The sequence below is a fragment of the Limnobacter sp. UBA7229 genome (genome assembly GCF_002473065.1).
In the GTDB taxonomy this organism is placed as follows: Bacteria; Pseudomonadota; Gammaproteobacteria; order Burkholderiales; family Burkholderiaceae_B; genus Limnobacter; species Limnobacter profundi.
The window spans coordinates 231,262-243,721 of the sequence record NZ_DKTN01000003.1 but is presented as its reverse complement, the minus strand read 5'-3'; the positions used below and the strand labels follow the sequence as shown (position 1 = coordinate 243,721).

Annotated in this window: 18 protein-coding genes; 11 read left to right on the top strand and 7 right to left on the bottom strand. The window is 49.4% G+C overall.

The genetic code is table 11. From position 1 onward, the window contains the following. Window positions 1–2 precede the first annotated feature (2 nt). Together B4C79_RS01745 and senA are read right to left on the bottom strand one after the other, a co-directional pair. The gene (locus B4C79_RS01745) at window positions 3–752 is read right to left on the bottom strand and encodes a putative 4-mercaptohistidine N1-methyltransferase (RefSeq protein ID WP_291751606.1); all 750 of its coding nucleotides are present in this window, start codon (window positions 750–752) and stop codon (window positions 3–5) included. 6 nt (window positions 753–758) lie between these two features. Next, window positions 759–2,054, bottom strand: coding sequence for a selenoneine synthase SenA (gene senA / locus B4C79_RS01740; protein ID WP_291741535.1), 1,296 nt, complete (start codon window positions 2,052–2,054; stop codon window positions 759–761). Between the two features lie 44 nt (window positions 2,055–2,098). Here senA and B4C79_RS01735 point away from each other — a divergent pair, with 44 nt between their 5' ends. Next, entirely contained in the window at window positions 2,099–2,635 is a 537-nt protein-coding gene (locus B4C79_RS01735) for a hypothetical protein (protein ID WP_171099710.1), read from the top strand. On the opposite strand, the gene B4C79_RS01730 is transcribed toward B4C79_RS01735, so the two are convergent. Next, window positions 2,632–3,234 (bottom strand): TetR/AcrR family transcriptional regulator, encoded by a 603-nt coding sequence (locus B4C79_RS01730; protein ID WP_171099708.1) that lies wholly within the window; start codon window positions 3,232–3,234, stop codon window positions 2,632–2,634. The genes B4C79_RS01735 and B4C79_RS01730 overlap by 4 nt on opposite strands. Window positions 3,235–3,518: 284 nt before the next feature. Between B4C79_RS01730 and B4C79_RS01725 the strand changes: the two genes are divergently transcribed. The 5 genes from B4C79_RS01725 (at window position 3,519) to B4C79_RS01705 (ending at window position 6,557) form a co-directional block, all read left to right on the top strand. Next, entirely contained in the window at window positions 3,519–3,809 is a 291-nt protein-coding gene (locus B4C79_RS01725; protein ID WP_291741539.1) for a hypothetical protein, read from the top strand. A gap of 193 nt (window positions 3,810–4,002) precedes the next feature. Further along, window positions 4,003–4,440 carry a MarR family winged helix-turn-helix transcriptional regulator gene (locus B4C79_RS01720; RefSeq protein ID WP_291762201.1) on the top strand — a complete coding sequence of 146 codons (438 nt, stop codon included), beginning with the start codon at window positions 4,003–4,005 and terminating at the stop codon, window positions 4,438–4,440. A gap of 214 nt (window positions 4,441–4,654) precedes the next feature. Beyond that, complete coding sequence (locus B4C79_RS01715) at window positions 4,655–4,975, top strand: hypothetical protein (RefSeq protein WP_205882409.1); 321 nt, start codon at window positions 4,655–4,657, stop codon at window positions 4,973–4,975. 194 nt (window positions 4,976–5,169) lie between these two features. Further along, window positions 5,170–6,042 (top strand): alpha/beta fold hydrolase, encoded by an 873-nt coding sequence (locus B4C79_RS01710; protein WP_291751600.1) that lies wholly within the window; start codon window positions 5,170–5,172, stop codon window positions 6,040–6,042. A 125-nt stretch (window positions 6,043–6,167) separates the two neighbouring features. Then, window positions 6,168–6,557 carry a thioredoxin family protein gene (locus tag B4C79_RS01705; protein WP_291751597.1) on the top strand — a complete coding sequence of 130 codons (390 nt, stop codon included), beginning with the start codon at window positions 6,168–6,170 and terminating at the stop codon, window positions 6,555–6,557. A gap of 3 nt (window positions 6,558–6,560) precedes the next feature. On the opposite strand, the gene B4C79_RS01700 is transcribed toward B4C79_RS01705, so the two are convergent. After that, window positions 6,561–7,460: a LysR family transcriptional regulator gene (locus B4C79_RS01700; RefSeq protein ID WP_291751594.1), complete on the bottom strand. Its 900-nt coding sequence runs from the start codon at window positions 7,458–7,460 to the stop codon at window positions 6,561–6,563. Between the two features lie 121 nt (window positions 7,461–7,581). Between B4C79_RS01700 and B4C79_RS01695 the strand changes: the two genes are divergently transcribed. Beyond that, a complete protein-coding gene (locus tag B4C79_RS01695) occupies window positions 7,582–8,166 on the top strand; it encodes a pyridoxamine 5'-phosphate oxidase family protein (protein WP_291740621.1) in 585 nt (194 codons plus the stop codon). Continuing rightward, complete coding sequence (locus B4C79_RS01690) at window positions 8,163–8,636, top strand: nuclear transport factor 2 family protein (protein ID WP_291740620.1); 474 nt, start codon at window positions 8,163–8,165, stop codon at window positions 8,634–8,636. The genes B4C79_RS01695 and B4C79_RS01690 overlap by 4 nt, the downstream gene beginning before the upstream one ends. Window positions 8,637–8,656: 20 nt before the next feature. Here B4C79_RS01690 and B4C79_RS01685 read toward each other — a convergent pair whose 3' ends face one another. Continuing rightward, the gene (locus B4C79_RS01685; RefSeq protein ID WP_291740617.1) at window positions 8,657–9,244 is read right to left on the bottom strand and encodes an NAD(P)H-dependent oxidoreductase; all 588 of its coding nucleotides are present in this window, start codon (window positions 9,242–9,244) and stop codon (window positions 8,657–8,659) included. Between the two features lie 32 nt (window positions 9,245–9,276). Continuing rightward, window positions 9,277–9,678 carry a MerR family transcriptional regulator gene (locus tag B4C79_RS01680; protein ID WP_291740615.1) on the bottom strand — a complete coding sequence of 134 codons (402 nt, stop codon included), beginning with the start codon at window positions 9,676–9,678 and terminating at the stop codon, window positions 9,277–9,279. Window positions 9,679–9,780: 102 nt separating this feature from the next. Here B4C79_RS01680 and B4C79_RS01675 point away from each other — a divergent pair, with 102 nt between their 5' ends. After that, window positions 9,781–10,287, top strand: a complete 507-nt coding sequence (locus B4C79_RS01675) for a helix-turn-helix domain-containing protein (protein WP_291740614.1) — start codon at window positions 9,781–9,783, stop codon at window positions 10,285–10,287. Next, window positions 10,287–11,066, top strand: coding sequence for a YhfC family glutamic-type intramembrane protease (locus B4C79_RS01670; protein WP_291740612.1), 780 nt, complete (start codon window positions 10,287–10,289; stop codon window positions 11,064–11,066). Before B4C79_RS01675 ends, B4C79_RS01670 begins: the two co-directional genes overlap by 1 nt. Here B4C79_RS01670 and B4C79_RS01665 read toward each other — a convergent pair. Next, window positions 11,026–11,931 (bottom strand): LysR family transcriptional regulator, encoded by a 906-nt coding sequence (locus B4C79_RS01665; RefSeq protein WP_291740610.1) that lies wholly within the window; start codon window positions 11,929–11,931, stop codon window positions 11,026–11,028. The two genes, B4C79_RS01670 and B4C79_RS01665, sit on opposite strands and share 41 nt — an antisense overlap. Window positions 11,932–12,048: 117 nt before the next feature. Here B4C79_RS01665 and B4C79_RS01660 point away from each other — a divergent pair, with 117 nt between their 5' ends. Continuing rightward, window positions 12,049–12,450: a RidA family protein gene (locus tag B4C79_RS01660; protein ID WP_291740608.1), complete on the top strand. Its 402-nt coding sequence runs from the start codon at window positions 12,049–12,051 to the stop codon at window positions 12,448–12,450. The last annotated feature ends 10 nt before the right edge of the window (window positions 12,451–12,460 follow it).

Sequence of the window (12,460 nt, the reverse complement as noted above, 5' to 3'; positions counted from 1 at the left end):
AATCAGTTGGCCTTTCTTTCCCACACAGTCATTTCTGCAATACTGTGCTGGTATTTGCGGGCTGTTTCCCGAATCACAAACGGAACATTCAATGGCTCGCGAATCAATTTGAAATGGGGTGCGAGCACCGCTTGCATGCCATCCCGCATGGTTTTGGGTTTGCCATTTTCTTCAATGCCGCCAATCCAGTTTTGCTTGGGGGTGTACTCGGTCAACAAGGTGTAGGGCGAGCTGATCACCAGCAAGCCGCCAGGCACAATGCGCTTTGGCATGTCGTTTAAAAACTCGGTGGGGTTGTTCACCCGGTCAATCAGGTTGCCTGCGAATATCAGGTCATAACCCGTGTGTTCCGCACCCAGCCTGCAGGCGTCGCCTTGCGAGAATTCAACACGCAGGCTGCACTCGCTGTAATTGAAATCAGCAAGCGACAGTTGCATGGTCCTGCCCAAATCACCCTCATCGTGCAAAAAGTAATTCAGCGCATTGCCCTTTTGCAAGGCTTGGGCGGCGTCGATGAAACGTGCGGAAAGGTCAACACCCACAGCGGCATCAAACCCCAAAGCCAACTCGAAGGTACTTCGTCCAACTGCACAGCCCAGGTCCAGCGCTTTGCGGCGTGGCCGATTGCCCATGAATTCCATGCAAAGTTGAGCGCAGCGCACTGGGTAATTGGGAACATCAAAATAGTCGACGCCGTAGTGAAAGGCCAGGTACTGGTTTAATAGCTCGTCGGTTTCGTAATAATTGGTCATAAAGCCTTATTGGGCACAGGTTCTGAAGCCGACGAACACATCGTTTCGATCGGGCGTGTAGGCTTGGCGGTAAGTGCCGCGAATGAGTATGGAAGAAGTGGCGCAAGAACCACCCCGAACCACTTTGTGGTCTCCGAATTGCAAGGTGGACATGAAGGGGTACATATCCATAGTGAATCCGCTGTAAGGGAAAAACAGGCTGTCGGTCCACTCCCAGACAGTGCCAATCATTTGCCGACATCCAAACGGGCTGTCACCCTCGGGCAGCGCAGTCACCGGCAGCCTAGCCAGGTGTGTGCTGTCCATGTCCACCCGGTGTGTTTCCATGGTGTTGCCCCATGGAAACTTGTTGAAGGTGCCTTGTTCTCGATTGCCCAAGGCCGCCACTTCCCATTCAAACTCGGAAGGCAAGCGTCGCCCGGCAAACTTGCAGTAGGCCTGTGCTTCCCAATAACTCACGTGCTTCACGGGCAGGTTGGCCTGAACAGGTAGCCATTGGTCGAAGTGGCGTTCAAGCCAAATGCCGTTCTCTTTTTTCCAGAACAAAGGATGCTTTGCACCAGTGCTGTTGCGCCACTTCAGGCCCGCCATGCTCCAGTGTTGGTCGTTTTCGTAGCCGCCAGCTTGAATGAAGGCAAGGTACTCAGCGTTGCTGAGCAGGTTTCTTGAAATTTTGAATGCTTTCAGGTCAACGATGAATCCGGGCTTTTCATTGTCGAAGCAGAAATCTTCTGTCGCGAAATATTCAGATTCTGGTGGCATGCCGATGCGGTAGCGGCCTGCAGGTACTTCCACATCGCTGTGGTCGATTGGATATGTGTTTTCCGCGCCTGTGTCCTTCAACGAATAGGGCGGCGGCGCATAGCCCAGGCTTTGGCGCGCCCACACCATCGACTCAATGTGCATGTTCAGGTGAAAAATGGCGTACTTGTAAAGGTACAAGTCGCTGTCGGTCAGCGCCTTGGTTTCAATTCGCTGTTTCACCTTGTTGAAGGTGTCGTCAAAGTAGCGCAGGGTGTCGGGTTTGTCTGGGAAAAGCCCTTCTTGCCAGCGGTCCTCGTGGGCCAGTTCAAACGAGTCCCAGATGTCGTCCAGCGCCGGGTTGTACGAGGGGGCTTTGTCCAGGTTTTGCAGAATGAATCGCTCGAAGAAAAAAGCAGCATGCCCAACTTCCCAAATCGGCGGATTAATGCCCGGCAAATAGGGCACTTTGGTTTGCTGAGCACTTAAGCTGTTGAGCAATTCAAGAACACGCTCGCGGCTTTGTTGCAAAGTAGCGAGTAAGGATTGCTTGTTATTCATCGTGGTGGTACTACTAAAGGGTTACAACCAATTATAGGCCACCCATGTCCATTAAATCGATACTACGTACTTTGACTGTCGCATCTACCGCATTGTTGATCGCCAGCGGCAGTGCTTACGCCGAGAAACCTGAAAAAGGGAATGGCAACCAGGGAAAGAATAAGGAACAAAGCGAGCAACGCGGGCAAAAGGAAAACCGCAAAGGCGGTGGTAACGAGAAAGGCAACCGTGTTGACGGGGGTCGTGACTCTGGGCAGGGCGGTGTGTCAGTGTCGTTTAACTTTGGTGGCGCTGAAACCCGGATAGTGCGGGATTACTACGGTGGCCAGGTTGCCAAAGGCAAGTGTCCACCCGGGCTGGCCAAAAAAGGGAATGGTTGTCAGCCCCCGGGCCAGGCCAAGCAGTGGCAAAAGGGCCGCGCTCTGGGCAGCGACGTTCGCTATTACGACATTCCCAATGAATTGCGCATTCGCCTGCCAGCGCCGCCCTTGAACCACAAATATGTGCAACTAGGCACCGATCTGTTGTTGATTGCAGTGGGCACCGCCATTGTTGTTGATGCGATTGACGGGATTTTTTAAGCGTCGGATCGGGGCTGAATACCAGTCCCGATTCGATCCAGTACATGGTCTACCAGGTTTTTCAAAACCGATTCCCTGACTGGCAATTTGTCGGTCAGGGGGTTTTCAAGCAACGACACCAAACCGTGCAAGCTTGACCAAATAAACATCGCATCGGCCTGCGGGTCAATGTGCTGAGCGCTCTGGTTTAGTTTTGCAATCAAACCGAGTTGATCGCGCAACAGCAAAAAGGAATGCTGTGCTTGTTTCAAGGCTTCGCCAGTCAGGGCAAACCCATTGTGATGTTCGTTAAACATCAGGCGATAACGGTGGGGATAGCTAACCGCATATCGAATGTAGGCCAAGCCCATCAGCCTGAGTCCCTCCCATTCATTTTCCCCCCGAGTCCTTGCATTCAAATGTTCTGAGAAATGCTTGAAGCACTCGCAACTCAGGGCGGTGAGCAAGTCGTCTTTACTCTTGAAGTGGCGGTAAGGTGCCTGATGCGACACGTCCAAATCGCGCGCAATCGCACGCAGGCTCAGCTCACTGATGCGGCCACTGTCAAGTTCGTCAAAGGCTTTTGCCAAACAACGGGATTTCAGGTCGTCTTCTGTCATGCGCACATCATAAATCAGAATTTGTTGACAGTGTCTACATTGAGGAATATTCTTTGTTGACACTGTCAACATTCAGGGTGCGTTTCATGCTAAAGCTGAACAGATTGCTTCAAGTTACTTCTTTGGCAGCGGCGGGTCTTGCACTCACCGCATTTTCAATTTCAACGCCTTTTGTTTATCCCCAGGGAAAAGCGGCCATAGCTCAAAACGCGAAGTTGGTCGTAACTCATGCATTTGTAAAAGAGGGTAAGTCTGGGCCCTTTTATTCACGCAGTGAGGCGGTTGTGAAATCACTTCAAGGGCAGCCTGGTTTGTTGGCATATTCAGTGCGTCGGCAGTTGTTCGGTAATCAGGCGTGGACCCTCACTCTGTGGGAGTCTGAAAACAGCAAATCAGCATTTATTCGTTCAAGTGCGCATCAATTGGCCATGGCCGAGGCCTCGAGTGTGTTGAGCTGCGCTCGATTCCTTCGGGTAGATTGGTCTGGCGAGGTAAAAAATCTTGATTGGGATGATGTACTTGATCGGCTTGACACCGAGGCCGTTTCATACAGTTTTGGTGGTCTCGACTGCTAATACCACTCAATTGCCTGCTCGGCGCTGCTGTATATCCCTGTTCCCCATCTGCCAGCCACGCGGTAACATGACGCGCTTGTTACCGTTAAATATCAACCACCAGGTTGATGGGCCCACACCGTGAATATGCTGGAAACGATTTCATATGATGTGTGGGGAACACCATGTTGTTTTTCCTTGAGATATGTGTATTATGCATATAAATAGTTCGCCAAAAACATTGAAAACAGCCAACTTGCTGGGAGCAGTGGCCGGGCTGGTAAATAACCGGCTTGAAGAAGAATTGAAAGTTCATCCCAACGCCAACAGCACGGCTAGTGCGGCATTGAATGTGATTGGAATGTTCGGGGTGTGTTCGATTGGGCAGCTTGCGAAAGGTCTGTGTTTGTCCCATTCAGCCATGGTTCGCTTAACCGAAAAAATGGAGTTGTCCGGTTGGGTTTCCAGGCTGGCAGGTGAGGACAAACGGGTTGTCAACCTCGAACTCACGGTGTCTGGGAAAAAACATTTGCGCGATGTGCTGGATACCCGTTTGGGGACCTTGAAGCCGATTGTTTCAAAGCTGTCGGCAACGCATCAAAAGCAATTGGAAAAGATATTGTCTTTGTTGATTGAAGACTCGGTGCGGTGAACAGCGAAATGGATGCGGTAAGTGTGTGTCGCTTGTGTGATGACGAAGTTTGTCCCGAACACGATTGCCCAGCCCACCATAAGCTGGATTCTCTCGATTCCTAGGTTTGGTCAGTTTTGTTTGCTTTGACCTCTTGAGAATGAGCCGCCAATAAATTTGAAGTGGCAGTACGAAGTGCTCTGGTAATTGAACTTATTACATTCTTTTGAGGTTAATGATGAAAAGATTTGCCCTGATAGTTTCATTGGTTGCAGCCAGCGCTGCGATTATCCCCGCCGTAACCACCGCGCAATCCAATCAAGCCAATGATTCGACGATGTTGAATTCACTGCCGCCCAGCATGCGCTTGAGCAAAGACGAGGTTTACTCTATGTACCTTTCTGCAATTCAAAAGGGTTATGTTGAGAAGAGTTCTGCTGACGGAAGCATGATTTTTATCATGACCGGCAAGGGAATGAGCAAGTCGCGTGAACAGGTTTTGAAGGAGCTAATGAACCAGACTCCAGAGCAGCGCCGCAACGCCAACAAGCCATAAATACCCTGGTTCAGTTGATTGAAGTGTCAGACAAAGGTTAATTCTCGATTGAGGGTTAACCTTTTTTCTTCTTGCATACCATTAGCCGCGTTGCCATTGTTGCAACTCAAGAAATAATCAATTGCTCATCTCCTGGATTATCGAATTCGCAATTGCTACTAAACTGCAGCAGCGAAGTTATATCAGGTGCCTCCATGACCCAATCATTTGAAGTGAGTATTCCCGCTGCAGGGCAGCCATTGTCCGGTACGTTTTTTCCGGCGGTCAATGGCAAACACGATAAACCTGTCTTGATTTGCCCCGCCACGGGAATCATTCAAAAGTTTTATTATCCCTTCTCGCGCTGGTTGGCCGAACAGGGTTTTTCTGTGTTGGTGTTTGATTATCGGGGCATCGGAAAATCTTTGCAGGAGTCGCATGTCAAGCATTGCGGGGTGAAAAAGCAGGACTGGGGCTTGTACGACATGCCCGCAGCTTTGGATTTTCTGCTTGAACTCACTGGGCAGGCTAGTGCATACCTGATCGGGCACAGTGCAGGTGGACAGTTGTTTGGCTTGATGCACAACCACGCCAAAGTGCGTGGCGTGTTGGCGGTGGCAGCTTCTTCCGGACATGTGAAAAATATTCGCAAGGACAAGCGCAATGGTGCCAAGTTCATGCTGCGATGGGTGATCCCGATCAGCTCTGCCGTGTTGGGATATGTACCAGCCAAGCGTTTCGGCTGGGGTGAAAATTTGCCAAAGGGTGTTGGCCTGCAATGGGCCAAGTGGTGTTCAAGCCCCGGCTATGTAGAAAATGAATTTGGTGACGGTGTGCAACAACACTGGTTTGGACAGTTCAAGTCGCCAATTACCTTTGTGCACGCCAGCGATGATGAAATTGCAACCCTGCCCAACGTTGAAGACATCATGCGCCTGTTCACCACGGCCAGCAAGAAACGGATTGAAATCAAGCCCGAGACATTCAAGCTTGGCAAAGTAGGGCACATTGATATTTTCAGGGAACGGTGCAACAGCATTTGGCCCGAAATTTTGGAAGAGTTGACTCCTTACGCTAAGATTGGGTAATCGAATCTCTGAGTACAAAATGCATGAAGTCATTCGCAAATCACCCGGTCTGCAGATTCTGGTTGCTTGTTTTTTGCGTTGTATTTTCGGCAAATACATTTGCCCGTGACATTGAACCCAAACCCATGCATTACGAATTGCCTGGCTGGTTCAAGCAAACCTTTCTTGAAATTCCAGTGGACATTCAAGATGCACAAACCCGAGGAAAGAAGCTGCTCATTTTCTTTCACCTGGATGATTGCCCCTACTGCGCGTATTTGCTAAAAGAGAACTTCACCGAAGGACCCAACTGCGAGAGGATTGAAGCCAAGTTCGATGTCATTGCCATCAATGTGCGTGGCGACTTGCCCGTGAACTGGATCGACGGCACCGTGTATTCTGAAAAGCAATTGGCCAGAAAGCTGGGTGTGTTTGCCACCCCGGCGGTGTTGGTGATGGGGCCCAAGCCCGAGGTGAACAAAAAAATTATGGGCTACAAGAAGCCTGCAATTTTTATGGATATGTTGGGTTTGTAAAATTCAAAGCTTTGCAAGTGAGGTACTCAGCATTGCTCTTGCCAGGTCAATAAAAGCGCGTGTTTTCGCAGTCGAGGTGCGGCCCTCACGGTGCACGATTTGCACAGGCAATGGATCGGGTTCAAATTTGCTCAAGCAAACTTTCAGTCTGCCTTGTTCAATTTCATTGGCCACTTGGTAAGAAAGTACACGGGTCAATCCGAAGCCGAGAACGGCCGCTTCAATCGCTGCATCATTGGTTGTGGTCATGAGTGCGGGTTCCAACCTTACAGACACCCTGTTGTCGATGTTGCCAAACCGCCAATCCTGCACCGGATTCATTTGCACAGCTGCAATCAATTGGTGGTGTTGCAAATCTTTGGGCTGCTTGGGTGTTCCATGTCGCCTCAAGTAATCGGGTGAGCCCACCACGACCCGTTTCACATGTCCCAGCGGTATTGCATTTAAACTCGAATCAGCCAGGTGACCAATCCGCACGGCCAGGTCAATACCTTCTTCCGCCAAATTCACAATACGATCCTGAAAAAGCAGTGTCGCCTTCATTTGTGGATATTGCTTCAGGTATGCCACCATCACGGGGGTTACAAACAAACGTCCGAATAGCGCCGGCGCAGTTACACTCAATGTGCCAATTGGTTTGGCATGCAGGCCGATTACTGAAGCATCAGCTTCTTTGAGTTCCTCCACAATGCGACGCGCATCCACCAGGTAGCGCTGCCCAGCATCAGTCAGGCTCACCTGCCGTGTGGTGCGGTTCAGCAAGCGAACACCCAGCGAAGCTTCCAATTCAGAAATCGCCTTGGTGGCCACCGGTGCCGACAGCCTGCATTTTCTCGCGCCAGCCGCAAAGCCCTCGGTTTCGGCCACCGCAATAAATATTTCAAGGGTTCTAAACTTGTCCATTTAATTATTTCCATATTGGAAATTAAGTAGTTCTATTTTGACTTATTCAAATAAAAATGGAAATAGATGACACTTATCTCACCCAATCCTTCCGGGTTTCTAATTTTCAAGGAGATCGTTGATGGGAAATGCATTTGCAGAAATTGCGTTCACGCAGGGCGTGCGCGAACTACAAATCCAGGCAGGTAGTCGGGAAAGGTACGCTGCCATGGAAGAGTCTGCCAATCGGCGTGACAAATTGACGGAAAGAGAGACCACATTCATTGAATCGCGTGATCATTTCTTTCAGGCCAGTGTGAGCGAAACCGGCTGGCCTTACGTGCAGCACCGAGGTGGCCCAGCGGGTTTCCTGAAAGTTCTCGATGAACGCACCTTGGGTTTCGCGGACTATCGCGGCAATGTTCAATATGTCAGTGTAGGTAACTTGATTCACGACAACCGTGTTGCGCTTATCCTGATGGATTATGCCAATCAGCGGCGGCTGAAGTTACTTGGTCGTGTTCGCTTTATTGATCGCGATACTGAGCCTGATTTGATCGAGCGGCTTGTTACACCCGGCTACAAAGCGATTGTAGAGAGAGGATTCATTATTTCTGTGAAGGCCTTCGATTGGAACTGCCCGCAGCACATTACGCCGCGATTCACACTTGCGGAGATCGACGAAATGACCGCGCCACTAAGGGCGCAATTACGGAGAAATGAATGAGCACCAACACCAAACCACCACTGCCACCCTTTAATCGGGAATCTGCAATTCAGAAAGTCAGGGCGGCAGAAAACGCCTGGAATTCCAGAAATCCAGAGGCGGTCTCCATGGCTTACACTGTAGATTCCAAATGGCGCAACCGCAGCGAGATATTTCAGGGCAGGCCCGCGATCGTCGATTTTCTAACCAGAAAATGGGCAGTGGAAAACGGCTACCGTTTGATCAAGGAATTGTGGGCCTTTTCAGATGATCGAATTGCGGTTCGATTCGCCTATGAATGGCACGATACTGAGGGTCGCTGGTTTCGAAGCTACGGCAACGAGAACTGGGAATTTGATGCGAACGGATTTATGAAGGTTCGCCACGCCAGCATCAACGATATTCCAATCAAGGAATCGGAGCGTTTGTTTCAATGGCCGCACGGCCCCCGACCGAATGACCATCCAGGGTTAAGCGACCTTGGGCTTTGAGTTTAAAAGCGCTTGCCGACTTATCTGGCAAGGCCGTTTAATCCAAATTGGTAAGCACTCGCCAGCCATTTCTCGCGTGTGCTTGCCTGCGAGTTTTTCACTGGGCCAAAGCTGGTAATTTCCACTGGTTTAATGCCACAAAACTCAAGAATGGTTCGCTTCATTTGGTTGTGCCCCGGCATGCGATATACCAGCCGGTAGTACCACGGTGGAGTGTCCATGGTCGCGATCAGGTGTGCGGTTCGTTGCTTTAACAGGCCATCGACCATCAATGCGTCTTTCTTAAACTTGAATGCAAATCCGGGCAGGAATATTCGATCAAAAAAGCCTTTAAGAATGGCTGGAATGGAACCCCACCAAATTGGATAAACAAACACAAGGTGCTCAGCCCAAGTAATCAATTCTTGTGCAGCAACAAGGTCTGGTTCAAGCGGCTGAATGGTGTTGTAACCATCGCGCAGTATCGGATCGAAATTCAGTTGTCCAAGGCTGAGCAAGCGAACATCGTGACCCGCTGTTTGAGCCCCCTTCAGGTAGGCATCGGCGATGGCACCGCACAAGCTGGCCTCGGCGGGATGGCCAAGAATAATCAAGATGCGTTGGCGCATGACAGGCCCCTTTTTGTTGAATCACAAAAAGTCTAAAGCTTGCCCTTAGGGGAAGAGTCAACAGGAAGTTCGCAGTTCATTAATTCCGGGGAGTGAAGCAATTCATGTTCTAGTTGATTTAACAAAAGCAGTTGAGCCTGTGCTGTTTCGATTTGCGAATGAAGGGCTGATCGTTTCAATTCAATTTGCTCAAGCATCAGTGCCATGCTTGAGCGGGGGGTGCTGTTTTTGCTCGCCAAAGCCTCGACGAGTTCTTTGAGCTTAAAGCCCAAGGTTTGTGCGCAACGAATGGTTTGAATTTGATGGATAGCCACGTCCGCATAAACGCGGTAGCTGCCTTTGCGTGTTGGCTTTGGGATTAATCCCATTTGCTCGTAAAGATAAATCGCCTTGCGTGAGGCACCAGACTTTCTAGAGAGTTCGCCGATATACATTGTTTACGCCCATTCGCGGAGCCAGTCTATTTTCAGAGGATTGCCGAGAACATTTCATATTGTTATCATTATTGATAATAATGTAACCCCAGAAGTAAATCAATGACCAATCTGGAAGTGGCGCTGCATCCTGTGCGGATGAAAATCCTCTCGTATCTTTTCTCGGAGTCTTCGACTCCTCAGCAAATCCACAAGGACCTACCCGAAATTGCGCCGGCTACACTGTATCGGCATATCAAAGCATTGTTCGACGCAGGTTTGATTGAGGTAGAACAGGAAAATCAGAAGCGTGGTGCCACCGAGGTGACCTATCGCATATCTTGTGCAACAGCCCAAGCAAACCCATCTTCGGACGAACTCAAAAAACTTTTCAATCTTTACCTGGCTGGGGTCTTGAACAGCTTTGACAGGTTTCTGGATTCGAACCAGGAAAAAGAGAGTTATCGACATGGGTTCAGCAAAGCGATTTTCTATGCCACCCCAAATCAACTGGATGAATTTCAGAAGAAAGTGCTAGAGGCAATTAAACCGCTGCTGAAGCCTTCAGGTCAGCCACATCAAATGGCTTATGAGCTGTCCACAATTTTGTTACCGGTGGTTGAAGAATAATGGTGATCGTTCTCAATGTGTTGTCGATGTTGACATTGTGTGCAGTCGGTCTTTGTCTGATTGTTCAGCTCAATCGTCGATTGCCTTCCGGATCTAAACCCTATTGGCTAGGTGCCATGGCGTTCGTGTTGTTTGCTAGGGTGTTAGAGCCAGTTTTTTTGAGCTCGGCAGGGTTTGCTTTACCTGGGCAGTCCGTAAGTAGCCAGCAGGCTTTGGTCGGACTAGTCATGGCTTGTCTTACTGCAGGTCTTTTTGAGGAGACCGGGAAATACATTTGTTTGAAAGTTAGAAGCGTGCGCAGCAATTTGGACCTTCCGTGGTTGGCTAAATTTGCGCTGGGCTATGCCCTGTGCGAGGCAGTGCTTCTTGGCGTGATCGCCCACGCGCAATTTCTGTATTTTTACTCCAGTCCGGAAGTACTTCAGACACTGGATCTTGATTCCACTGCGCAGGATGTCATCAAGAAGCAATTGGCAAGCCTTACGGAGTGGACAGCTATTTTCTTGTTGATTGAACGTGTTTTTGCCATCGTGATACAAGTTGGTTTGACTTTTATCGGAGCTCTGGCTGTGGCTAAAAGGCAGCTTGTTTGGCTCATGGCAGCTATCCTGATTCATGCATTGATCAACATTCCAGCTGCCAGTTATCAGTATGGATTTCTTGCGGCAGAGCATGGTGAAATGATTTATGCGCTACTGCTGCTTATCGCGCTTTATTGCATTTGGAGAGGTGGTGCGTTTACTGTGGTGCGCTTGCGTGCTGCGCTATCAGATGAGTGATCCACTCGATAAAAACCCGAAGCTGTTTGCTGGCATATCTGTTGGGAGAATAAGCCACGTACAAAGGCATTGAATCGAACTGCCAGTCCGAGAAAAGCCGCACCAGTTCACCGTTTTTGATGTGTCGTTTGGCCATGTACTCAGGCAACCACTGCACGCCTAATCCAGCCAAACCCGCTGTCAGGTAGGCGTTGCCATCATCTATTTCCAGCACGGAGCGTCCTTGTAACCTTGCGTCGACTCCATCTTTACGCAACCCATATGGCAATTCATTTGCCCAGCGATAACGGATAATTCGATGGTCAGATTCAATTAGTTCATGCGGATGCAAAGGTGTTCCTGATTGCTTTAAGTAAGATGGCGCAGCGTAAACACCCAACCGCAAATTACCAACGTGACGTGCTATCAAAGCACCATCTGTAATTTCACCACCTCTGACTACACAATCGACGTTATCGCTGATCAAATCTACTTTTCTGTCACTGGCTCCCAATTCAAGTTGAATGTCTGGAAAACGTGCGTAGAAATCTGGCAGTGCCGGCACCAAAATGATGTTGGCGAAAGGGCTTGGAACATCCACACGGAGCAGGCCACGGGGAGAACCAGGAGAACCAGGCAGGTTGTGTTCGATGTCTTCAAGTTCATTCAGTAACTTGACCACACGCTCAAAGTAGGCTGCACCATCTTTGGTTACGTTCACTTTGCGGGTGGTGCGGTTCAGTAGCTTGATGCGCAGGTGTGCTTCCAATTGCTGAATTGATTGGGTCACAGTGGCTCTACTTATGTCCAAGGTTTCGGCCGCCTTTGTAAAACTGCCTGCCTCCACCACGCGCACAAAAACCCTCATGCAATCAAATCGGTCCACTCACTTCTCCGAATAATTGTTTGAAATATTTAAACAGTGTTGCTGTTATTTAGCAATTTATTCAAACAAAAATATCACTTAAATTTCCGTTACCAATCAACTTTCGAGGTAACACCGATGAGCACACGCCAAGCAATTTTTCCAGCTGATCGCCATGAGTTGTATGAGCTACACCGCTATTCTGCTGCTATTAAATCTGGTGATCTTCTGTTTGTGTCGGGGCAAGTCGGAAGCCTTGGCGATGGCTCACCAGAGCCAAATTTCGAAGCTCAAGTTCGCTTGGCATTCGCCAATCTTGAGGCAACGTTGAAAGCTGGCGGATGTTCGCTGAACGACATCGTCGACGTAACCACTTTTCACACCGATCCAGAGAATCAATTCCCCACAATCCTGAAGGTCAAGGATGAAGTATTTCCCGAATCTCCTTATCCGAACTGGACCGCATTGGGAGTGAACTGGCTTGCCGGCTTCGACTTCGAAATCAAAGTGATTGCTCGAGTCGCTAAAAAAACCACGTAAGCAGATTGCA